Annotated in this window: 18 protein-coding genes; 5 read left to right on the forward strand and 13 right to left on the reverse strand. The window is 64.0% G+C overall.

All coding sequences use genetic code 11. From position 1 onward, the window contains the following. Window positions 1-30 precede the first annotated feature (30 nt). The 4 genes from mnmG to SIB46_RS09185 form a co-directional block, all read right to left on the reverse strand. The gene (gene mnmG / locus SIB46_RS09170) at window positions 31-1,962 is read right to left on the reverse strand and encodes a tRNA uridine-5-carboxymethylaminomethyl(34) synthesis enzyme MnmG (RefSeq protein WP_413295855.1); all 1,932 of its coding nucleotides are present in this window, start codon (window positions 1,960-1,962) and stop codon (window positions 31-33) included. Window positions 1,963-2,002: 40 nt separating this feature from the next. Continuing rightward, complete coding sequence (gene dnaB, locus SIB46_RS09175) at window positions 2,003-3,400, reverse strand: replicative DNA helicase (protein WP_413295857.1); 1,398 nt, start codon at window positions 3,398-3,400, stop codon at window positions 2,003-2,005. A 57-nt stretch (window positions 3,401-3,457) separates the two neighbouring features. After that, entirely contained in the window at window positions 3,458-3,916 is a 459-nt protein-coding gene (gene rplI, locus SIB46_RS09180; protein ID WP_011936808.1) for a 50S ribosomal protein L9, read from the reverse strand. A gap of 67 nt (window positions 3,917-3,983) precedes the next feature. Next, window positions 3,984-4,760 carry an acyl-CoA desaturase gene (locus tag SIB46_RS09185; protein ID WP_413297759.1) on the reverse strand — a complete coding sequence of 259 codons (777 nt, stop codon included), beginning with the start codon at window positions 4,758-4,760 and terminating at the stop codon, window positions 3,984-3,986. 236 nt (window positions 4,761-4,996) lie between these two features. Here SIB46_RS09185 and SIB46_RS09190 point away from each other — a divergent pair, with 236 nt between their 5' ends. Next, on the forward strand, window positions 4,997-5,689 hold the full coding sequence (locus tag SIB46_RS09190) for a hypothetical protein (RefSeq protein ID WP_413295859.1): 693 nt from the start codon (window positions 4,997-4,999) through the stop codon (window positions 5,687-5,689). Here SIB46_RS09190 and SIB46_RS09195 read toward each other — a convergent pair. Then, window positions 5,677-6,540, reverse strand: a complete 864-nt coding sequence (locus tag SIB46_RS09195; RefSeq protein WP_050815562.1) for an acyl-CoA desaturase — start codon at window positions 6,538-6,540, stop codon at window positions 5,677-5,679. The genes SIB46_RS09190 and SIB46_RS09195 overlap by 13 nt on opposite strands. A gap of 164 nt (window positions 6,541-6,704) precedes the next feature. Here SIB46_RS09195 and SIB46_RS09200 point away from each other — a divergent pair, with 164 nt between their 5' ends. The 4 genes from SIB46_RS09200 (at window position 6,705) to SIB46_RS09215 (ending at window position 11,606) form a co-directional block, all read left to right on the forward strand. Then, a complete protein-coding gene (locus tag SIB46_RS09200; RefSeq protein WP_413295861.1) occupies window positions 6,705-7,976 on the forward strand; it encodes an aminotransferase class I/II-fold pyridoxal phosphate-dependent enzyme in 1,272 nt (423 codons plus the stop codon). A 24-nt stretch (window positions 7,977-8,000) separates the two neighbouring features. Continuing rightward, the gene (gene gcvH / locus SIB46_RS09205; RefSeq protein ID WP_413295863.1) at window positions 8,001-8,393 is read left to right on the forward strand and encodes a glycine cleavage system protein GcvH; all 393 of its coding nucleotides are present in this window, start codon (window positions 8,001-8,003) and stop codon (window positions 8,391-8,393) included. After that, the gene (gene gcvP, locus SIB46_RS09210) at window positions 8,390-11,263 is read left to right on the forward strand and encodes an aminomethyl-transferring glycine dehydrogenase (RefSeq protein ID WP_413295865.1); all 2,874 of its coding nucleotides are present in this window, start codon (window positions 8,390-8,392) and stop codon (window positions 11,261-11,263) included. Before gcvH ends, gcvP begins: the two co-directional genes overlap by 4 nt. Window positions 11,264-11,381: 118 nt before the next feature. After that, window positions 11,382-11,606: a hypothetical protein gene (locus tag SIB46_RS09215; RefSeq protein WP_043737462.1), complete on the forward strand. Its 225-nt coding sequence runs from the start codon at window positions 11,382-11,384 to the stop codon at window positions 11,604-11,606. Window positions 11,607-11,665: 59 nt separating this feature from the next. Here SIB46_RS09215 and SIB46_RS09220 read toward each other — a convergent pair whose 3' ends face one another. The 8 genes from SIB46_RS09220 to SIB46_RS09255 form a co-directional block, all read right to left on the reverse strand. Beyond that, window positions 11,666-11,917, reverse strand: coding sequence for a hypothetical protein (locus SIB46_RS09220; protein ID WP_413297809.1), 252 nt, complete (start codon window positions 11,915-11,917; stop codon window positions 11,666-11,668). A 106-nt stretch (window positions 11,918-12,023) separates the two neighbouring features. Then, window positions 12,024-13,808 carry a flavin reductase gene (locus SIB46_RS09225; RefSeq protein ID WP_413295867.1) on the reverse strand — a complete coding sequence of 595 codons (1,785 nt, stop codon included), beginning with the start codon at window positions 13,806-13,808 and terminating at the stop codon, window positions 12,024-12,026. After that, the gene (locus SIB46_RS09230; protein WP_413295869.1) at window positions 13,808-15,550 is read right to left on the reverse strand and encodes a diflavin flavoprotein; all 1,743 of its coding nucleotides are present in this window, start codon (window positions 15,548-15,550) and stop codon (window positions 13,808-13,810) included. The genes SIB46_RS09225 and SIB46_RS09230 overlap by 1 nt, the downstream gene beginning before the upstream one ends. A gap of 61 nt (window positions 15,551-15,611) precedes the next feature. Continuing rightward, a complete protein-coding gene (locus SIB46_RS09235; protein ID WP_413295871.1) occupies window positions 15,612-15,965 on the reverse strand; it encodes a hypothetical protein in 354 nt (117 codons plus the stop codon). A gap of 69 nt (window positions 15,966-16,034) precedes the next feature. Beyond that, complete coding sequence (locus SIB46_RS09240; RefSeq protein ID WP_413295873.1) at window positions 16,035-16,427, reverse strand: Hsp20/alpha crystallin family protein; 393 nt, start codon at window positions 16,425-16,427, stop codon at window positions 16,035-16,037. Window positions 16,428-16,549: 122 nt separating this feature from the next. Continuing rightward, on the reverse strand, window positions 16,550-17,026 hold the full coding sequence (locus SIB46_RS09245; protein ID WP_413295875.1) for an MEKHLA domain-containing protein: 477 nt from the start codon (window positions 17,024-17,026) through the stop codon (window positions 16,550-16,552). Beyond that, window positions 17,023-17,868, reverse strand: a complete 846-nt coding sequence (locus SIB46_RS09250; protein WP_413295877.1) for an SWIM zinc finger family protein — start codon at window positions 17,866-17,868, stop codon at window positions 17,023-17,025. The genes SIB46_RS09245 and SIB46_RS09250 overlap by 4 nt, the downstream gene beginning before the upstream one ends. Then, a complete protein-coding gene (locus SIB46_RS09255; protein ID WP_413295879.1) occupies window positions 17,865-20,915 on the reverse strand; it encodes a DEAD/DEAH box helicase in 3,051 nt (1,016 codons plus the stop codon). The genes SIB46_RS09250 and SIB46_RS09255 overlap by 4 nt, the downstream gene beginning before the upstream one ends. Window position 20,916 lies beyond the last annotated feature (1 nt).

The following is a 20,916-nucleotide window of genomic DNA, read 5'->3' on the forward strand; positions in this document are numbered from 1 at the left end:
GGGCGCGAACGCACCAACTTATCGATCAGCTCAAGGTCTGGCGAGGGTGGTGGTAGCCGCTTGGCGATCCTGCAACTCCAGCCACAGCAGCAGCGCCGTGACATCAGCTGGGCTCACCCCTGGCAGACGAGAGGCTTGGCCCAAGTTGAGCGGCTGAGCAGCGCTGAGCCGTTCGCGGGCTTCGCGGGAGAGGGTGGTGATGCTGTGAAAGTCGATGCCGCTGGGGATGGGGCGCTGGCCTTGGCGTTGCACCCGCTCGATCTGCTGGGTTTGGCGGGCGAGATAGCCGCTGTACTTCACATCGATCTCAGCGCCTTCACGCACGTCGATTGGCAGCTCGCCATCAGCAAGACCGTGGCTCACCAGATCGTTGCTGTGAAAGCCGGGCCTGCGCAGCAGATCAGCGAGGGTGATGGATCCTTTGATCGCCGCGCCGGTTTGCTCCACCACCGCTGGCGCAACAGGATCGCTGACCTTGAGCCGCACAGTTTCTAGGCGCTTTGTTTCCGCTGCAATCCCCTCCTGCTTGCGCTCATAGATCTGCCAGCGCCGCGCATCGATCAGGCCCAGCTCGCGGGCTAATGGCGTCAGCCGCCGGTCGGCGTTATCGCCGCGCAGGACCAGGCGGTATTCACTGCGGCTGGTGAGCACCCGGTAGGGCTCACGCAGATCCTTGGTGACCAGATCATCGATCAAGGTGCCGATGTAGCTGCCTTCGCGGGGGAAGTGCACGGGCTCTTGGCCGCGGATCAAGCGCACCGCATTGAGCCCAGCCACCAAGCCTTGGGCAGCGGCTTCCTCGTAGCCAGTGGTGCCATTGAGCTGCCCGGCGCTGAATAGGCCTGCCACGCGTTTGGTTTGCAGCGAGGGCAGCAGTTGGGTGGCGGGCAGGTAGTCGTATTCGACGTTGTACGCCGGCCGCAACATCACGCACTGCTCCAGCCCGGGCAGGGTGCGCAGCAGCTCCAGTTGCAGCCGCTCCGGCAGGCCGGTTGAGAAGCCTTGGATGTAGAGCTCGGGGGTGTCGCGCCCCTCGGGCTCGAGAAAAATTTGGTGGGAGTCCTTATCGGCAAAGCGCACGATCTTGTCTTCGATCGAGGGGCAGTAGCGGGGCCCTTTGCTGTCGATGAAGCCGCCGTAGATCGGGGTGAGGTGCAGGTTGTCTTTGATCAGTTGATGGGTGGCCGCAGTGGTGCGGGTGATGTGGCAGCTCATCGGTTCGCTGCTCACCCAGGCTTCGGGGTCAAAGGAGAACCAGCGCTCATGGGCATCGCTGGGCTGCTCTTCGAGGGTCTCGAGCGCCACGCTGCGGCGATCCACCCGCGCGGGAGTGCCGGTTTTGAGCCGATCAGTTGTAAACCCCAAGGCCTGAAGCGCTTCGGTGAGGCCTTCAGCGGGTTGCTCGCCGGCTCTGCCTGCTGGCATCGATTGGTTGCCCACCCAGATGCGCCCGCCCAGGAAGGTGCCGGTGGTGAGCACCACCGCTTGGGCGTTGTAGATGCTGCCGAAATAGGTGCGCACGCCGGTGATCCACAGATCACCGCCCTCGGCGCTACCGCTGGTTTCCAGCCCCGTGACCATCGCTTCGCGCAGGGCGAGGTTGGGGGTGTGCTGCAGCAGCTGCAGCATCTGGCGCGCGTATTGGCGTTTATCGGTTTGGGCGCGCAGGGCCCACACCGCTGGGCCGCGGCTGGCATTGAGCACCCGCTTTTGCAGGGCGGTGGCATCGGCCAAGCGGCCAATCACCCCGCCAAGGGCATCCACTTCATGCACCAGCTGGCTTTTGGCTGGCCCGCCCACGGCTGGGTTGCAGGGCTGCCAGGCAATGCGATCGAGGTTCAGGCTGAATAGGGCCGTGGAGATGCCCAGCCGCGCGGCCGTGAGCGCTGCTTCGCAGCCGGCATGACCACCGCCGACAACGATCAGCTGAAAGGATTCGGTGGGCAGCGCAGCTGGCTCCATCGCTTCATTATCGGAGCTTGCATTCCGTCTGGGTGTTCGCCTAGCCCCCAGGTGCCGCCAGGTTGCGGAAGCGGGTGAACTGCGATTCGAACAGCAACTTCACGGTGCCGACTGGCCCGTTGCGGTGCTTGGTGACGATCACTTCGGTGATGCCGCGATCGGGAGTTTCGGGGTTGTAGTACTCATCGCGGTAAATCATCATCACGATGTCGGCGTCCTGCTCAATCGAGCCGGATTCCCGCAGGTCGCTGAGCATCGGCCGCTTGTTGGTGCGCGCTTCCACGCCGCGGCTGAGCTGGGAAAGGGCGATCACCGGCACATTCAGTTCGCGCGCCATTTGCTTGAGGCCTCGGGTGATGCGCGAGAGCTCCTGCACCCGGTTGTCGGAGCCGGAGCCTTCCATCAACTGCAGGTAGTCGATCACGATCAAGCCCAGCTCGCGGCTCTGTTCAGCCATCAGGCGCCGGCAGAGTGAGCGCATCTCCAAAACGCCGGCATTGGGTTTGTCGTCGATGAAGATCGGCAGCCGCCCGAGCGTGCTGATGCCTTGGCCCAGCAGCGGCCATTCCTCTTGATTGAGCCGGCCGGTGCGCAGCCGCCCGCTTTCAATGCCCACCTCCATCGACAACAGCCGGTAGGTGAGCTGCTCTTTGCTCATCTCCAAGCTGAACACGCACACCGGTAGGTCGTGCAGTTGCGCCACGTTCTTGGCGATGTTCAGCACGATTGAGGTTTTCCCCATGGCTGGGCGTCCGGCCACGATGATCAGGTCGCTGCGCTGCAGCCCCTGGGTCATCGCATCGAGGTCGTAGAAGTTGACCGGGATGCCCGCCACTGAGGTGCCCAGAGAGCGGGTTTCAATTTCTTCAAAGGTGCGGGTGAGGATTTCCGCGGTGGGTGTCAGCCCCAGGCTGGGTTTGGACTGGCTGATTGCAAAGATCTTCTGCTCGGCTTCATCGAGCACCTGATCCATCGGCTTGCCCTGATCAAAGCCAAGGCCGATCACTTCGTTGCCAGAGCGGATCAGCTGGCGGCGCAGGTGCTTGTCCATCACCAGCTTGGCCACCTCTTCAATCGAGGCGGTGCTGAGGGTGCGGTCCACCAGCTCACTGAGCCGGCTGCTGCCGCCCACCTTCTCGAGTTGGCCGGTGTCGGCGAGCCAGGCCACCATCGCCGTCAGGTCGGTGGGCTTGCCCTGGCCGTGCAGCATCAAGGCGGTGCGGAAGATCTCCCGGTGGGCACCGGTGTAGAAGGCTTCCGGCTGCAGCACATCAGCGACCCGGCCGATGGCATCGGGGTCGAGCAGGATGCCGCCGAGGATCATCTCCTCGGCTTCTAAGTTCTGCGGCGGAATCTGCTCGGGCGTCGCCTCAAACAGTTCCGCATCTTTGCGGCGCGAGCGTTCCCTCTCTGGTTCATTCAAGGGAACAGAAACCATCGCGCCGTTCCATCGTTAAAGGGACAACCATGCTGCCCCGTTTCGGGCGGTTTGGCCTTAGTGGCTGACCACTTCCAGATTGATCTCGGCGACCACTTCAGGGTGCAGCTTGACCTGAACCTTGTAGTTGCCGGTGCGGTGCACCTCAGGAACGGTGATGTCGCGCTTGTCCACCAGCTTCTTGGTGGCCGATTCGATCGCCTCAGCCACATCGACGTTGGTCACGGTGCCAAACAACACGTCGTCGCCGCCGGTTTGCTTCTTAACGGTGAAGCGGCCGATGGTGTCGAGCGCCGTGCGGAAGGCCACCGCATCAGCTTTCAGGGCCGCCAGCCGCTCAGCTTCCTTGGCGCGGCGGTGCTCCACCTGCTTGAGCACCGCTGGGGTCACAGGCAGTGCTTTGCCATGGGGAAGGAGGAAGTTCCGGGCATAACCCGGAGCCACCTCCACAAGATCACCGTCCTTGCCCAGGCTCAGGATGTCTTCGCTGAGAACAACTTGTACGCGCTTCGCCATGGGTGAATCCGGGTGCTATTCGACTGCCAAAAGGCCAGCCGTTGATCTTACCTTCCTGGCCTGAGCCTCAGCCCGCCGGCAGGCGGACTTGTGTGGCTAAGCCGAGGGCGCGCATCAGCCGGATGTGTTGCCAGGTGAGATCGATCTGGCCGGGCTCCAGGCCGTGCTTGGCCGAGTGGGGGAAGGCGTGGTGGTTGTTGTGCCAGCCCTCACCGAAGGTCAAAGCCGCCACCCAGGGGTTGTTGCGTGACTTGTCGCCGCTCTCATGGACGGCTTCGCCCCAGCAGTGGGTGGCCGAGTTCACCAGCCAGGTCACGTGATAGACGAGCACCAGGCGCAGGGGGATGCCCCAGAGCACCAGGGCCCAGCCGCCGGCACCGGTGAGGCTGCCGATTAAGAACAGCAGGCCAGCCAAGGGCAGTTGAAGCAGCAGGAAGTTGTTGTTCAACCAGCGGTAGTAGGGGTCTTTGGCCAGATCGGCTGAGAAGCGGGGCACGGCGCCCATGGCGGGGATTTCCTCGAACATCCAGCCCATGTGGCTCCACCAGAAGCCGCGGTTGCTGTTGTGATGATCAGCATCCGTATCGGAGAACTTGTGGTGGTGGCGGTGCAGGCCAACCCAGTCGATCGGGCCGTGCTGGCAGCTCAGGGCGCCGCAGGTGGCAAAGAAGCGCTCCAGCCATTGGGGTAGGCGGAAGGAGCGGTGGCAGAGCAGGCGGTGGTAGCCGATGGTCACGCCCAGGCAGGCGGTGACCCAGTAGAGAACCGCCAGGCTGGTGACGGCCTGCCAGCTCCAGAACATGGGCAGAAGTGCCACCGCAGCGAGGATGTGGATGCCGGCCATAAAGCCAACAGTGCCCCAACGGCGGCCGGGACCATCGCAGTGGGTGGACTTGTCAGGGTGCGGCGCACTCAACACAGCCGAGCGGGCTGGTGCTGAGATGGTTGCCGCTGGAATAGCGACGGTCATTGGACTGATTCCGTATCAATGAGCCAACAATAACAATACGAATCCATATTGCATAGCTATGCGGGTTGGGATTACCGCCCTTACTCTGGGCAAAGTGAATTGCCAGCCCCATGGGCTACCGCGAACAGCTCGAAGCCGGACACGGCGCCTTTGCCGCCATGCTCAAGGCCTGGCATGAGCGCAACAGCTGGTCGCACCGGGTGTTGCCGGCCCTAGCCGAGCAGCTTGATTTCGGCCGGTTGCACAGCTCCCAGCTCTCCAACCTGCGCAACCAGAAACTTTCTTCTCCAGGCCCTGAGGTGTTTTTGGCCTTGGGCAGCTGCAACCGCTGGCTCGCCGAAGCGGCCAAAGGCGGTGATGGCCTGGAGCAATTGGAAGGCCAAGAGGAGTTGCTGGCAGCGCTGAAAATCTCAGCGTTGCCGTTGCTGGATGCCTCAGGGGCACCGCTGACGGCGGGCGAGTTGCTGGAGATTTTCATTGGTTTGCGTCCGTTGCCACCTGGCTTTGATCTGCGCATCAGCGATGAGGAAGCCCCGGCCCTCAGCGCTGCGTTGGCGGAACTGCTCAGTGGCGGTAAGCCCTGGCGCCAGTGCCGCGAAGCGGTGCTTGAGGCCTATCCAGCCCAAAAGCGGCAACGCCGGGAGCGTTTTGCTGAAGTGATGGCTGGCCTGCGGGATTACGGCGCCGCCGAGTTCGACAGCGAGCTCGGCGATCTGTTGATCACCACCGAAGCCCTTGGCATGCAAGAGCTGGTGGCCTCAGGGCCTGAGGCGCTGCTGGAGCGCCTGCGTCAGGGCCGGTAGTGGGCCAGGCGAATGCGCTTGGCCAAACCCAGGCTCTTGAGGGCGCGGATGTGCTGCCAGGTGATGTCGAACTCAAACCAGCGCAGACCGTGGCGGGCTGAGTGGGGGAAGGCGTGGTGGTTGTTGTGCCAGCCCTCGCCAAAGCTCAAGATCGCCACCCACCAGCAGTTGGTGGAGCGATCGGGGCAATCGAAGTTGCGGTAACCCCAAACGTGGGTGGCGGAGTTCACCAGCCAAGTCACGTGATACACGACGGTGAGGCGCAGGGGGATGGCCCACAGCACCAGGCCCAAGCCGCCGCCATGCACGCCGGTGTTCTCGCCGATCCAATAGAGAGCCGCGCCCAGGGGCAGCTGCAGCAGCAGGAAAAAGCGATCAAGCCAGTTGTAGAAGGGATCGCGGCGCATGTCGCCAGCGAAACGATCCAGGTGCTTCAGAGCAGGAATGGAGTGGAGCATCCATTCGCTGTGGGACCACCACAGGCCTCGGCCGGCGTCGTGGTGATCGTTGGGTTGATCGGAAAACTTGTGGTGGTGGCGGTGCAGACCCACCCACTCCACAGGCCCGCCTTGGCAGCCAAGGGTGCCCATCACCACCAGCACCCGTTCGAGCCATTTCGGGGCTTCAAAGCTGCGGTGGGCCATCAGCCGGTGCAGGCCCAGGGTCACCCCCAGCACGGTCATCCAATACAGGACGCCAAAGGCCACCAGGCCCTGCCAGCTCCAGAAGCGCGGCAGCAGCGCAAAGACGGCGCCCACATGCATCGCCAGCATGAACAGGGTCGTGCCCACTTTCAGCTTGCGCTGACTGGCCGGCAGTGGAGGCCGGCGGCCGTAGAGCCGCTCGTGCAGATCATCTGCAACGGGTGCGGCTGTCGGCGCGGTTGTAGGGGCTACGACCAAAAGAGACTCCGTAAACGGCGGATGCCGTGTCGCAGTTGCGACGCATAAGCCGGATGAACTTAGCTCCCGCTAGAGAAAACCGTTGCTGAAGCAGGCTGGCCTTCAGTTGCCCGATGGCTTTGGTGCCTTCCTGGCCCGCTGCTTCTCCCCAGGCCTGGGAGGCCGTTGCCGCCGCCCAGCAGCAACTCAGCGCTGCTGCGGCAGCGCGCACCGCTGCGGTGCAGCCCCAGCTGGCCAAGGTGCTGGCGGCCTTTCAAGCCGAGCGGGTGGGCACCCATCACTTCGCCTCGGTGAGTGGTTACGGCCACAACGATTTGGGCCGCGACACGCTCGATCGCGTTTTTGCCCGGGTGCTGGGCGCGGAAGCTGCGGCGGTGCGGCTGCAGTTCGTCAGCGGCACCCACGCCATCACCGCTGCCTTGTTTGGCGTCTTGCGTCCAGGCGACCGGTTGCTCTCGATCACCGGCCGCCCCTACGACACCCTCGAGGAGGTGATCGGTCTGCGCGGCAGCGGCCAGGGGTCCCTGGCTGAGTTCGGCATCCACTACGACGAGCTGGAGCTCACCGCCGCTGGCTGCGTTGATGAGCCGGCTTTGGCCGATGCCCTCAGCCCGGCCACGCGGATGGTGCTGATTCAGCGCAGCTGCGGCTACAGCTGGCGGCCGTCGCTGGCGGTGGCCCAGATCGGCCGGCTGGTGGAGCAGGTGCGTCAGCACAGCCCAGCCAGCTTGGTGTTCGTCGATAACTGCTACGGCGAGCTGGTGGAAGCCACCGAGCCCACCGAGGTGGGAGCTGATCTAATCGCCGGCTCGTTGATCAAAAACCTCGGCGGCACCATTGCTCCCACAGGCGGCTATGTGGCCGGCCGTGCTGATTTGGTGGAGCAGGCCTGCTGCCGGCTCACCGCTCCAGGTATTGGCGCTGAAGGCGGCACCGGCTTTGATCTCAACCGGCTGCTGTTTCAAGGGCTGTTTTTGGCGCCGCAGATGGTGGCTGAGGCCTTGATCAGTGCCGATCTGGTAGCCCAGGTGTTTGCCAACCGGGGGTTGCCGGTGCAACCGCTGCCCGGCGCAGAGCGCAGCGATGTGATCCAGGCGGTGAAGTTCGGCGCCCCGCAGCCGCTGCAGGAGGTGTGCCGGGCGTTTCAGGCCTGCTCACCGATCGGCGGTTATGTCGATCCGGTGCCGGCGCCGATGCCTGGTTACGCCAGTGAGTTGGTGATGGCTGGCGGCACGTTTATTGATGGCAGCACCAGTGAGTTCTCCGCCGATGGACCCCTGCGGGAGCCCTACGTGCTCTACAGCCAGGGGGGCACCCACCGCGCTCATGCGGCTTTGGCATTGGCCGCCGCACTCACGAGATTGGAGGGTTGTCCGACAGACTGAGCGCACTTTTAAAGCCAACAGCCGATGGGCCTCTCCTTCCCGGCCGAGCTGCGTTACGCCGATAGCCACGAATACGCCGGCCCCAGTGATGACGGGATCAAAGTCGGCATCAGCGCTTTCGCTGTTGATCAGCTCGGCGACATCGTCTTTGTTGAGCTTCCCGAGGTGGGCGCCAGCATCGAGAAGGGCAGCAGCTTTGGCACCGTCGAATCGGTCAAGGCGGTGGAAGAGATGTATGCGCCGGTCTCCGGCACCGTGGTGGCCGCCAACCAGGCCGTGATCGATACCCCTGAGCTACTGCAGAACGACCCCTATCAAGAGGGTTGGCTGCTGAAGATCACCCCCGCTGATCCCGCCCAGATGGATCAGCTGATGGATGCCACCAGCTACAGCGCCAAAGTGGAGGGGGGCTCTTGAGCGCTGGGTTTGTTCAACGCCATCTCGGGCCTTCGCCTGCTGAGCAGGCCCAGATGCTGGAGCGTTTGGGGTGCCGCGACCTCGAGCAGCTGCTGCAGGAGTGTGTTCCTGCCGAAATCCTGATCGATGCCGAGCAGGCGCGTGATGCCTTGCCGCAGGAGTGCGATGAGCGCCAAGCCCTGCGCGAGCTTGAACAGCGCGCCGCAGCCAACACGGTGCTTCGCAACCTGATTGGCCTTGGTTACTACGACACCGCCACCCCAGCGTTGATCCAGCGCCACGTGCTGGAAAACCCGGCTTGGTACACCGCCTACACCCCCTATCAAGCGGAGATTGCCCAGGGCCGTTTGGAAGCCCTGCTGAATTTCCAAACCCTGATCAGCGAGCTCACCGGCCTGCCGATCGCCAATGCTTCGCTGCTGGACGAGGCCACCGCTGCCGCTGAGGCGATGACCTTGGCCTATGGCGCCTGCCGCCGCAAGCAGGCCCGCCGTTTCCATGTGCAAGCCGATCTGTTCCCCCAGACCCTGGCGGTGCTGCAGACCCGCGCTGAGCCCCTCGGCATTGAGCTGGTGGTGGCTGACCCCGCTGAGATGGAGTTCGGCGACGACAGCTTTGGTCTGCTGTTGCAGCTGCCAACGGCCAGTGGCGCCTGCCCGGATCCAACCGCGGTGATTGCCCGCGCCAAGGCCGCTGATGTGCTGGTGATTGCAGCGGTTGATCCCCTTGCCCAGGTGCTGATGCCACCGGTCGCGCAGCTGGGTGTGCAGATCGCGGTGGGCAGTGCCCAACGCTTTGGTGTGCCCCTTGGTTTCGGCGGACCCCACGCGGCTTTCTTTGCCACGACCGAGGCCTACAAGCGGCAGATCCCAGGCCGGCTAGTTGGCATGTCCCGCGATGCGGCTGGTGAGCCCGCCCTGCGCTTGGCGCTGCAAACCCGCGAGCAGCACATCCGCCGCGATAAGGCCACCAGCAACATCTGCACCGCCCAGGTGCTGCTGGCTGTGATGGCTGGTTTTTATGCCGTGCACCACGGCCCCGATGGCCTCACCGCCATCGCCCGCCGCGTGCAGCGCCTGACAGCAGCCCTGGCCGCTGGCCTGCAGCAGTTGGGCCTTGAGCTGGCTGCCGCTCCCGCCTTTGACACCCTGCGCCTGCAGCTGGATCAGCCAGGTAGCTGGATCGAGCGTTTGGAAGCTGCTGGCTTCAACCTGCTGCCCCTGCCCGATGGCGTTGGCATCAGCCTCGATGAATGCAGCGATGAGGCGGAAGTTCAGGCGCTGCTGGAGTGTTTTGCCGCTGGTTGCAGCCGCACAGCCCCGGCCATTAGCGAGCTGCTGGCCGCCACACCGCAGGCCAAGAGCGTTGGCGAGTTGCCTGTGCGTCCGGCTGGTTGGCTGCCCCAGGAAGTGTTCCAGCTCTACCGCTCAGAAACCGAGCTGCTGCGCTACATCCAGCGGCTGGTTTCCAAGGACTTCTCCTTGGTGCACGGGATGATCCCGCTGGGTAGCTGCACCATGAAGCTCAATGCCGCTGCTGAGCTGCAGCCGGTGAGCTGGGCTGCGTTCAACCGCCTGCATCCGTTTGTTCCGGCAGCGCAGCGCCAGGGCTACGACCAGCTGATCAACGAGCTGGAGGCGTGGCTCGCCACGATCACCGGTTTTGCGGCGGTGTCGCTGCAGCCCAATGCCGGCTCCCAAGGCGAGTACGCCGGTTTGCTGGTGATTCGCGCTTGGCATCGCCAGCGCGGTGAAGGCCACCGCAACATCTGCCTGATTCCCACCAGTGCCCATGGCACCAATCCCGCCAGTGCGGTGATGGCGGGCATGCAGGTGGTGGCGGTGCAATGCGATGAAGCGGGCAACATCGATCAGGCCGATTTGGCCGCCAAGGCCGAGCAGCACGCCGATCAGTTGGCGGCCTTGATGGTCACCTACCCCTCCACCCATGGGGTGTTTGAGCAGGGCATCAGCGACATCTGCGCGCTAATCCATCGCCACGGCGGCCAGGTTTATCTCGATGGCGCCAACCTCAATGCTCAGGTGGGTGTTTGCCAGCCCGGTCGCTTTGGCGCTGATGTCTGCCACCTCAACCTGCACAAGACCTTTTGCATCCCCCATGGCGGCGGCGGCCCCGGCGTAGGCCCCATTGCTGTGGCGGCCCACTTGGCGCCTTTCCTGCCCGGCCATCCCCTGGTGCCCTGCGGCGGTGAGCAGGCCATTGGCCCTGTTTCAGCAGCCCCTTGGGGCAGCGCCAGCATCCTGCCGATCAGCTGGATGTATATCCGCTTGATGGGTGGCGCCGGCCTGCGGCAAGCCACGGCGGTGGCTCTGCTGGCTGCCAATGACTTGGCTGAACGACTCGAACCCCATTTCCCGGTGCTCTACCGCGGCGCCAATGGCCGTGTCGCCCACGAGTGCATCCTTGATCTGCGCCCGCTCAAGCGCAGCGCTGGTTTGGAGGTTGATGATCTGGCCAAGCGCTTGATGGACTACGGCTTCCATGCCCCAACCGTGTCCTGGCCGGTGGCCGGCACCGTGATGGTGGAGCCCACTGAAAGTGAGTCGTTGCTGGAGCTCGATCGCTTTGTCGAAGCGATGATGGCGATCCGCGCTGAGGCCGCTGCCATCGAGGCCGGCCTGTGTGATCGCGATGACAATCCCCTGCGCCGGGCTCCCCACACCCTGGCGGCGGTGACAGCTGATGTTTGGGAGCGGCCCTACAGCCGCGAACAAGCGGCCTATCCGGTTCAGGGGCTGCGGACTAACAAGCTCTGGCCTGCGGTCTCGCGCATCGACAATGCTTTCGGCGATCGCAATTTGATCTGCACCTGCCCCTCAGTGGAGGAGCTGGCTGGAGCGGCCGGTTAAGTCTTGACAAGAGTAAATTTAAGGTTTTCCTCTTGATTTACGTCTTGCCTTTCCGGCATCATCTGTTGCAACTGCGGTCGAGGGCTCACAAAGCCTGATTCCGTTACTGAGCGAGACCATGAGCACCAACGATCACGGCTCTCACACCAGCGGCCCCAACCTTCCCTTCCAAGACCGGTTGGCACGCGGTGAAACGGTCAATGTCTCAGGCACCAATGTGGTGCGGGTTCCCTTCGGTGTTCGCCGTAGCCGCCGCGATCGCCCCGAGCGTCCCGACAATTGGCACACCCTGGTGCTGCCTCTGCAGCGCTTTGATCCCACACCTCCGCCCCGCGCAGCTTGAGCTGGCGGCATTGGGAAGACTGATTTTTAGCTTGTGATCAACCGCTTGAGCCTGCTAGCTCAGGCGGTTTTTTGTTGGTCTTGCATCTCAGCCAGCCGCCAACCGTTGCCTTTGGTTTGAGGCAGCAGCTCCGCCTTGGGCCTGCGGTCGCGGCCCAAGCGGGCCAGGCGCCAATCCACCAGGGCTTTCACATCGGCGATCGAGCAGGCCGGCGCGCGAAACGGCAACACGTGCATCGGGCTGCGCTCGGGGCGCACCTGCCAGCTCAGGTCCTCTTCTGGGATGAGTACAAAACCGCGGTAACGCTCCACCTGCCCGGGAGTTTGGCTCTCCAATTGCGAACGATCCGCCTGACTGCATTAGAGCCGCAGTTGAGGCGGCCTGCATGACTTTTTTGGGTGTGCACAAATGGGCCCATCAGTAGTTGCTGCCGCTGCGGCGGTGATGTAGCGCCGTCACTCCCTCTTCATCAAATAGCCCGCCAGCACTGACTTCGGCGTACACCACCCAGTGGTCACCAACGTCCATGCGCTGCTTGACCGTTCCCTCCAGCCAGGCCAGCGCTTCCGGCAACAGCGGCTGCCCGCCGGGGCTGCGTTCGAGCTCCAAACCGGCAAAGCGATCGTCGCCGGGATTGAACGGCTGCAGGAATTGCTTCATCGGGCCGGTTTCGCGGCCTTCGGCCAGCACGTTGAGGGCAAAGCGGTCGCCCACATGCAGCAGCGCTTCCACGGCACGGTCGCGGGCCACCGCGACCGTGATGCCCGGAGGCGTGAAGCTGGCCTGGCTCACCCAGCTGGCCACCATGGCGCCACTGAGGGCTTGCTCGCCTTCTCCTTTGCTGGCGGTCAGCACGCAGAGAGACCCCACCACGCGTCCAAGGGCCAGCACGCCGGGATCGCTGCGGCTTTCGCTCAGTCCGCCACCAGCGCGTTTTTGCTGGCGCTTCTGCTGTTGCTGCAGCTTGCGGGCCAGGCCCATGCCGGTTTCTTCGCAGCGCTTCAGCGTGGGGGCATCAGGGCTGAACTTCACCCGGATTGGTTCAAAGGCTTGGCTGAAGCCGCCGTCAGTGAGTTTGGTTTCCAGTAGATCCAGCGCTTCTCCGCTCCAGCCAAAGCTGCCGAACACCCCCACCGGTTTGCTGCGGTCGCCTTCAGCCAGCACAGTGCCGAGGGCCGAAACGATTGGCGTTGGCGCATGGCCGCCGAGAGTGGGGGAGCCAATTAGCAGGGCATCGCAACCCTGAATCGCCTTCAGCAGCGCCACTGGCTCGCTGAACTCGCAGTTGAGGCTGTTGACGCGCACGCCGGTGCGGGCAATGCCCTGGCCAATGGCATCGGCGATGGAGGCGGTGTTGCCGTAGGCGCTGGCATAGAGCAGAGCCACTTCCAGCTTCGAGCGCTGCTGGGCTTCTCCCCAGCGGCCGTAGTCCGCCAGCAGGCTGCGCCAGCTGTCATCGATGGCGGGCCCATAGCCCGGCGCGATGCTGCGGATCGGCAGCTCCTCAAGCCGGCTCACCACCGCTTCCACTTGGCTGGCCATCGGTGCCATCAGGCAGTCGTAGTAGTAGCGGCGGTCTTCTTCGGTGCTGCTGCGGTTGGTTTCGGCGTAGCTGTCGCTGCAGAGGTGAGCGGCAAAAAAGCGGCCGCTCATCAGCAGGCCGTTATCGGGCAAAAACGCCACCAGGCCTCCAGGCCAGCGAGGTGTTGGCACCGCCAGCACCTCTAGTTCGCGGCCATCAGGCAGCGCCAGGTTGCTGTCTTGTTTGATCACCGTGCGCTGCGCCTGGGGCGGCGGCGGCGGAGCATCACTGCCGGGCTTTTGCCGGCTCCAAAGCTCATCGAGCAATTTGGCGCCGGCATTGGAGACCACCAGCTCAACCTGTGGGTGTTGGCGCACCAGGGCATGCAGCAGCGCCACCCGATCGGGGTTGACGTTGCCTTGCACCACCTGCAGTGGTTGCTCTGGCTTCAGCAGTTCCTTGAGGCTGGCGAGGAAGGGTTCGCTGAAGGTGGCCCCAGGCGGGTGCACCAGCACCGCGGGCTTGGCCGGATCGCTGCTGTTGAACAGGAAGCTGTTGTGGCAGCTGCCCCGCTCGAGGGCGTACTCCACTTCAAAGCGGGTGCGCTGCGGGCTGAGGCCGCGCAGGCAGGTCAGTCCCCCGTCGATCGGCAGCTGCAGCACCGAGCGCTGATCGCCCATCAGTAGTGATTCCCCACTTTGCGGTGGTGCACGGCGGTGCTGGCTTGCTGATCAGCCACATTGCCGCCATTGACGACCGCATAGATCAACCAGTGGTCGGCGCACTCCATGCGCTGCTGCACCTGGCAATCGAGATAGGCCAGAGCCTCACTCAACACAGGTCCCCCCGCGGCAGTCCCCTCCAAGGTGGCCACACCAGCAAAGCGGTCGGCTCCAGGTGGGAAACGCTTCAGGAAATGACGCAGCAGCGGCTGATGGTTTTCTTCAGCCAGCACGTTCAACACAAAGCGATCACCCACCTGCATCAAGGCTTCGATGGCCCGGTCTTTGGCCACCGCCACCGTGAGTCCGGGCGGTTCAAAGCTGGCCTGGCTCACCCAGCTGGCCACCATGGCGCCAGTGCGCAGCTCGCTGCCTTCTCCTTGCTGGGCGGTCACCACATAGAGCCCGCCGCTGAGGCGGCCCAGGGCCTTATCGAGATCACCATCGAGCGACTTCATCGCCTGGATGGTTTTGGCCCGTTGCACCAGTTGGCCGAGGTCGGTGCCGGCTTCTTCGCAGAGTTGATAGGCCGCGGCATCGGGAACGCTGCGGATGCGCAGCGGTGCAAAACCCTCGCGGTGGCCCAGCTCGCGCAGTTGGTTGGCGACCGCATCAATCGGCTCGTCGTTGCCGCCATAGGCGTCGTAAAGGCCGACCGCTTGTTTGGCTTTCAGCGCTGCCAGCAGGGTGCCCCAGTTGGCTTGCAAATCGCTGTCGCGATCAGCCGGTGGGGTGGGCAGCACCAAGGCGGTGGCTTCACTGATCAAGGCGGTGAGCTCCTGGGGATCGGTGCCGCGTAGATCCACCAGCTGCACCGGCAGTTCGGTTTTGCTGATGCCACGGGCAATGGCCTGGCTGAGCCGATCACAGAAGCCGTATTGGCTCACGTAGACCACCGCGGCGTAGCGATCGCCTTTGCTGCGCTCGCGGCTCCAGTCGCCGTAGTCGGTGATCCAGAGGTTGAGGTGATCGCGCAGCAGCGGCCCATGGCCGGTGGCGATCATCGTGATCTCCGGCAGCCCTTCCATGCGTTTGAGGGCCTGCAACACGCTTCGGGCGTTGGGGCCCATCAGGCAGTCGTAGTAATACCGAAAGTCCGGTGCGATCGAGCCCGGGTCGGTATCGAAGACCTCATCACTGCAGTAATGCAGGCCAAAGGCATCACAGGTGTAGAGCACCCCGGTGCCGTGATCAAAGCTGAAGATCGTGTCGGGCCAGTGCAGGTTGGGGGCACTGAGGAACTCAAAGCGGTGCTCGATACCGCTCTCGGGGTTGGTGCCCAGATCCAGGGTTTCGCCGCTTTTCACCGCCCGGCTGTTGAAGGGCCGGTGCACCTGGCTTTGCAGGTAGTTAATCGCCACCTTCGAACCCACCACCTCAATCTCGGGGTTGAGTTCCAGCAGATCGCCAATCAGGCCCGAGTGATCGGGTTCGGTGTGGGAAACGATCAGCACATCGATCGTTGAGGGATCAACCATCTCCTGCAGCGCCGGGATCCAGCTGCTGCGGAATTTGGCGTGGCTCGAATCGATCAGTGCGGTGCGCTCACCGCGCACCAAAAACGAGTTGTAGGTGGTGCCATTGCGCAGCCCGAACTCGATATCAAAGCGGCTGCGGTCCCAATCGAGGGACCGCAAGGTCTTGGTATCAGCTGCAATCTCCTGCTGCTGCAGCGTCAGCCTGGGTTGGATCGCCACCATTGCCGTTTCATGGCTCCTGGCAATAAAACCTAGGACCGAACTCAGGTGGCTGGCGGCTGGTTCAGGCGGCCACCAATTCGGCGGCTTCGTCCCTGAGGCTCAAGATGCTGTCGTTGGGCACCAAAGCGGCGACCACATCGCGCATCTGTTGCAGGGTCTCATCGGTGCCGGGCTCGCCGCGCCATTGCAAGCGGGTGAGCAGCTCTAGCCCGCCGGCTTCGCGATCGGCTTGCAGGGTCGCATCCAGGCACAGCACCCCGTCGATGTCGGGGTGGGTGGACTTGAGCGACACCTGAACCGGTCCGTTATCGATCACCTCAACGCGGTAGCCCTGGCCGCTTAAACCCTTGCGCAGTGTCTTCAACCAGAGGCCCAGACCAGGGGCTGAGGTGGTGCGGACGCGGACCAGTTCCATGGCAGGGCTGCGATGACTCGGAATGAGCCTCAGGTGTCGCAGCCCGTTTTGTCTGTGTGCTCCGCGACTTCAGGCCTCAACCGTGATGCTCACAGCTGCGTTGCTCTCCGCTTTGGGGGCGGTGATGCGCAGCAGGCCATCGCGGTAGCTGGCCTTGAGTTCATCGCGTTGAATCCCCTTGGGGAAGCGGAAACTGCGGCTCCAGCTGCCATAGCGAAACTCGCTGACGAGGGCTTCGCCATCGCGCTCGCCCTCCGGTTGGACCCGCTCAGCGCTGATCACCAGGCTGCGGTCGGTGGCTTTGACATCAATGGAGTCCTTGGCAGCGCCAGGCAGTTCAACGGCGATCTGGAAGGCGGCGTCGGTTTCGAGCACTTCGGCGGCAGGCACGCGTTCGGCCTGGGCCAACTGCTGCTCGAGCTTTTCAAACAGATCGAAAGGGGTGGCGTGACGGGAAAGCATGGTGGTGTCCTCACGGGGTGGTGGGGCTGGCTGATCGCCGCCCCGTTGACCTCAGTGTTCGACGCCTACTCCGCTGCGGCGATGAGGAGAACCGGCGTTTGCGGTGCGGTCCACCACACCCATTACGGTTCCCACCACCATTGGCCGAAACAGGCCGCCTGGCCGCTGTAGTGGCGCTCTTGATCGATCAGGCTCCAGATCCGTGCCCCTCGGATTTGAAAGCGCCGGCCCTGGCTATTCACCCGTACGCCGCTGTAGTTCTCGAGCTTGTCTTGGCGTCTGGCCAGCTCCAGTTGCTCGCGCCGGCTGAGGCGCTGATTGGCGCTGGCGCTCAGCCGTGAGGGCATGCCCACCATCTGCTCCCAGTTGCGGCTGAACAGCTGCAGGGCCGCCCGGTTGGCATAGAGAAAGCGGGGGTCTTCACTGCCGTCATGGCAGAGCACCACCTGATCGAGCACAAACAGCTCCTGGGCCGCCAGCCGGATGCCATTGCTGCGAACCAGGGGGCGTTGGAACAGCCGTTGGTGTGATTCCAGTAGCAGTGCCGTGAGCCCCAAAAGCTGCGGGGAGAGCCAAGGAGCCTCCGCCGCTTCGCTCATGGCTCCGCGCCAGCTGCCATCGCTTCCATCATCGCCATCTGCCCCACCATGGTTCCGTGCTGCCGCAGTTGATCAAGGAAGCGTTGGTTGGCCTCGGGAAAGCGGGGTTCAGCGGCCAGCGGTAGGTCGCCCGCCTCATCCAGGCCGGTGCTGCCTTCCATCGCTGGGGTGATCACCACCAGGTCGGGATCGAGGGCAGCGCTGTAGCTCCACCAGCGCGTTGGATCCGGCGGCGGTGCCACCGTTGGGGTCAAGGCGGCGGGTGCTTCACCGCTCTCCCGTTGCTCTTGCAGCCGCTGTTTGCGCCGTTCGGCGAGTTCTTTGAGTAGTTGGCTGCGGCTGCGGCCACGCAGCTGGAACAGCACGAAGGGGTCTTCGCTGAAGCGATCACCCATCAAGTAGTAGACGGCGCTGATGTGTTTGCAGGGGTTGGCCTTATCGGGGCAGCTGCATTCGCTGCGCACCTCCTGCAACTTGAACGGGAACAGCCGCTTGCCGCTGGCGGCAAAGGCCCGCTCGATGTCATCGGGCATCACCCCGGCCAACAGCTGACAGGTCCAGCGTGCTTTTTGCAGCAGCGCCTCGAGCACAAAATCCCAGTCCTCGTCGTTGAGCACATCAAGCCATAGCTTGAGCTTGTAGGGCTCAGGCTCAGTGCCTTGCACCCTTGCCTGCACGCGCCGGCCTTCAAAACGAATCGAGAGCACGTTGCCCTCGCGGGCATAGATCCAGGCGCGCTCCAGCCGTTTTTTGTAGCGGTAGGAGTTGATCAGCTCCATCCACTCGACAACCCACCAGGGCTGTTGCCCCAGTCCTTCCTTGCCCAGGGTGGTGTTGGTCATGGTGTGGCCTCCAGGGATACGAGATCGCGCAATTGGCTGAGCTCCAGCCCGCCCAGCCATTCCTCACCACTGCCCACGATGTCAGCGGCCAGGGAGGCTTTCTCCTGAATCATGCGATCAATTTTTTCTTCCAGCGAGCCGGTGGTGATGAATTTGTGCACCAGCACCCGCTGGGTTTGGCCGATGCGGTAGGCCCGGTCGGTGGCCTGGTTCTCCACGGCGGGATTCCACCAGCGATCGATGTGGAAGACATGGCTGGCGCGGGTGAGGTTGAGGCCCACGCCGCCGGCTTTGAGCGAAAGCAAGAACAGTTGCGGGCCGCGGGGGTCCTGCTGGAAGCGATCCACCATCGCTTGGCGTTCGTTTTTGCTGCTGCCCCCGTGCAAGAACGGCACCTCCTGGCGCCAACGCTGCTGCAAATGGTTTTTGAGCAGATGCCCCCAGCTGGCGAATTGGGTGAACAGCAGGGCGCGATCCCCCGCCTCCATCACCTCTTCGAGAATCTCCTCAAGCCGTTGCAACTTCGCCGAACGGCTGGCGAAATCGGCGCCCACCTCCTCTTCCCCCAGCAGCAACGCGGGGTGGTTGCAGATCTGTTTGAGCTTGGTGAGCAGCCCCAGCACCTGGCCGTGGCGTTGGCCGAGCGGTGCCCGTTGGATCGCCTCCAGCGTGTCGTCGACGGTCTTGCGATAGAGCTTGGCCTGCTCGCCGCTGAGCTCCACCCATTCAGGCAGCTCCAGCTTTTCAGGCAGATCGGCAATGATCGATTTGTCGCTTTTCAGGCGCCTAAGGATGAAGGGGCCGACGCGGGCTTTGAGGTCCTTGAGCGAGGAGGTGTCGCCATAGCGCTCAATCGGTAAGCGGTAGCGCTGGCGGAAGAAGTCCTCTTCGCCCAGCACCCGCGGGTTGAGGAAATCCATCAGGGCCCACAGCTCACTGACCCGGTTCTCCACCGGTGTGCCGGTCAGGGCGATGCGGAAGCGGCTCTGGCGGCTGGGCCGCGCCAAGCTCCGGGCCGCTTTGCTCTGCTTGGAGCCAGGGTTTTTGATCGCTTGGGCTTCATCGATCACCAGTCCTTGCCAATCGAAGTTGCCCAGCAATTCGCTGTCCCGTTGCAGCAGCCCGTAGCTGGTGAGCACCAGATCAGTGCTCTTAAGCGCTTTTTTCAGCGCTGCATCGGTGCTGGCGCGTTTGGGGCCGTAGTGCTCCAGCACCTGCAGCTCCGGGGTGAACTGGGCCGCCTCCCGCTTCCAGTTGGTCAGCACGGAGGTGGGCGCCACCAGCAGCACCGGCCGTTTGAGCTCTTGCTCGGCTTTGAGGTGTTGCAGGAAGGCCAGCAGCTGGATCGTTTTGCCCAGGCCCATGTCATCGGCTAGGCAGGCGCCTTGATCAAAGCGGTGCAGGAAGGCCAGCCAGCCGAGGCCGCGCTCTTGATAGGGCCGCAATTGCCCTTCAAAGCCTTCCGGTGCCGCCAGCGGATCGGGCGCTTTTTGCTGGTGGTATTGCTCCAGCACCGCCTGGAGCCTGGGGCCCGCTTCAAAGCGGTGCACCGGCAGCCGCATCAGCGTGTCGCCTTCGCTGGCGGTGAGCCTTAAGGCGTCATCGAGGCTGAGCGGTGGATCAGCCGCGCAGAACTTCTCGGCGTTTTTCAGATCGCTGGGCCGCAGCTCGATCCACGCGCCTTTGTGTTGCACCAAGGGGCTGCGCTTGCCGGCCAGCCGCTCGAGCTCCTTGAGCGTCAAGGTGACGCCGCCGATCATCAGCTGCCACGACCACTCCAGGTTTTCGCCGAGGCTGAAGCCACGGCCCTGTTCGGGCAGCTCGGCCTTGATCGCCAGGCCCAGCCGGCTGGCGAGGCCCCCGCTGAGGCTGGGGGGCAGCACCACCCCAACGCCCACATCCCGCAGCTTGGCCGCGGCGGTTCGCACCAACACAAACGCTTCCGCTGGTGCCAGCTCCATCGCTTCTGGGGCTGCTGCATCCAGCCCGCGGGCCAGGGGCTCAAAGGCCACCAGGGCCCGGCCCAGGCCCTCTAAGAGCAGTTCACCGGGCTGCTCCACCTGGATTTCGCCCAGTTGCAGCACGCCATCACCGGCATTCCAAACAGCTGCCGCGCTCTGGCGCAGGTTGGCGTCGGCTTCGGCTTGCAGGCCAAAGCGCAAGGGCCAGAGCTCACTGCCCTCCGGTGGTGTGTCGAGCTCCAGCAGGGCCCGCGCCGGTGCCACCTGGCCGGCCACGGTCTCGCGCCAGCGGGAGGTGGCACTAATCAGGCGGGCGCTGTCGTCGTCTGAGAGGGCCAGGATTCCATCGCCAGGACCCAAGGCCTTCTGCCAGCCCGCCAGCAGTGGATCCAATCCCTCTGATGAGGTTTGAAAGCCCTGGCGCAGCTGACCATCGAGCAGCGCCCCAGCGATTTGGGCCACTTGCAAACGCTTGGCGCTGGGCCGCCGGCAGCCCAGCGCGCCTGGGGTGTCCGCTGCGCTGACCACCAGCGGCATCTGGCTGGCGAGATCCTCAAGGCGGCGGCGGTCTTCTTCGTGATTGAGCAGGGGCTGCCAGCTGGCTTGCACATGGCCGGGTTCCAGCCGCCGCACCACCGGCAACCAGCGGCCGCGGGCGACCAGGCTCAGGCTCCAGCGCTGCAGGTGAGCCCACCAGCTCAGATCATCCCCAAGCTCAGCTGGGCTACTCGCCAGTGGCAGTTGCCCCAACCAACTGGCGGCATCGGCTGGGGCCATGGCCAGGGCGGGCACGCGCCAGGGCCACCACTGCACGGTTTTCGGGATCGCTTCACCAGCCATCAGCGGCAGGCCATTGCTGCGGCTGGGCAGGGTCAGCTGCACTTCGATGGCCTGCGCTTCAGCTGGCAGCCGGTCGATCTCTTCCAGCCAAGCTTTGAGGTCGCCTGCCTCCAGCGCCAAGGGATGCAGCAGTGGTGCCTCAAGGTCGTCCAATTTGCGTGGTTTGGCCACGCGCCAGGTATCCGCCCAGAGGGCCAGATGGGGCGCTCCGGGGTTGGGCAGCCAAACGGCGTGCAGCAGGCTCATG

This window comes from Synechococcus sp. MIT S9452, from assembly GCF_047304245.1.
GTDB lineage: Bacteria > Cyanobacteriota > Cyanobacteriia > PCC-6307 > Cyanobiaceae > RCC307.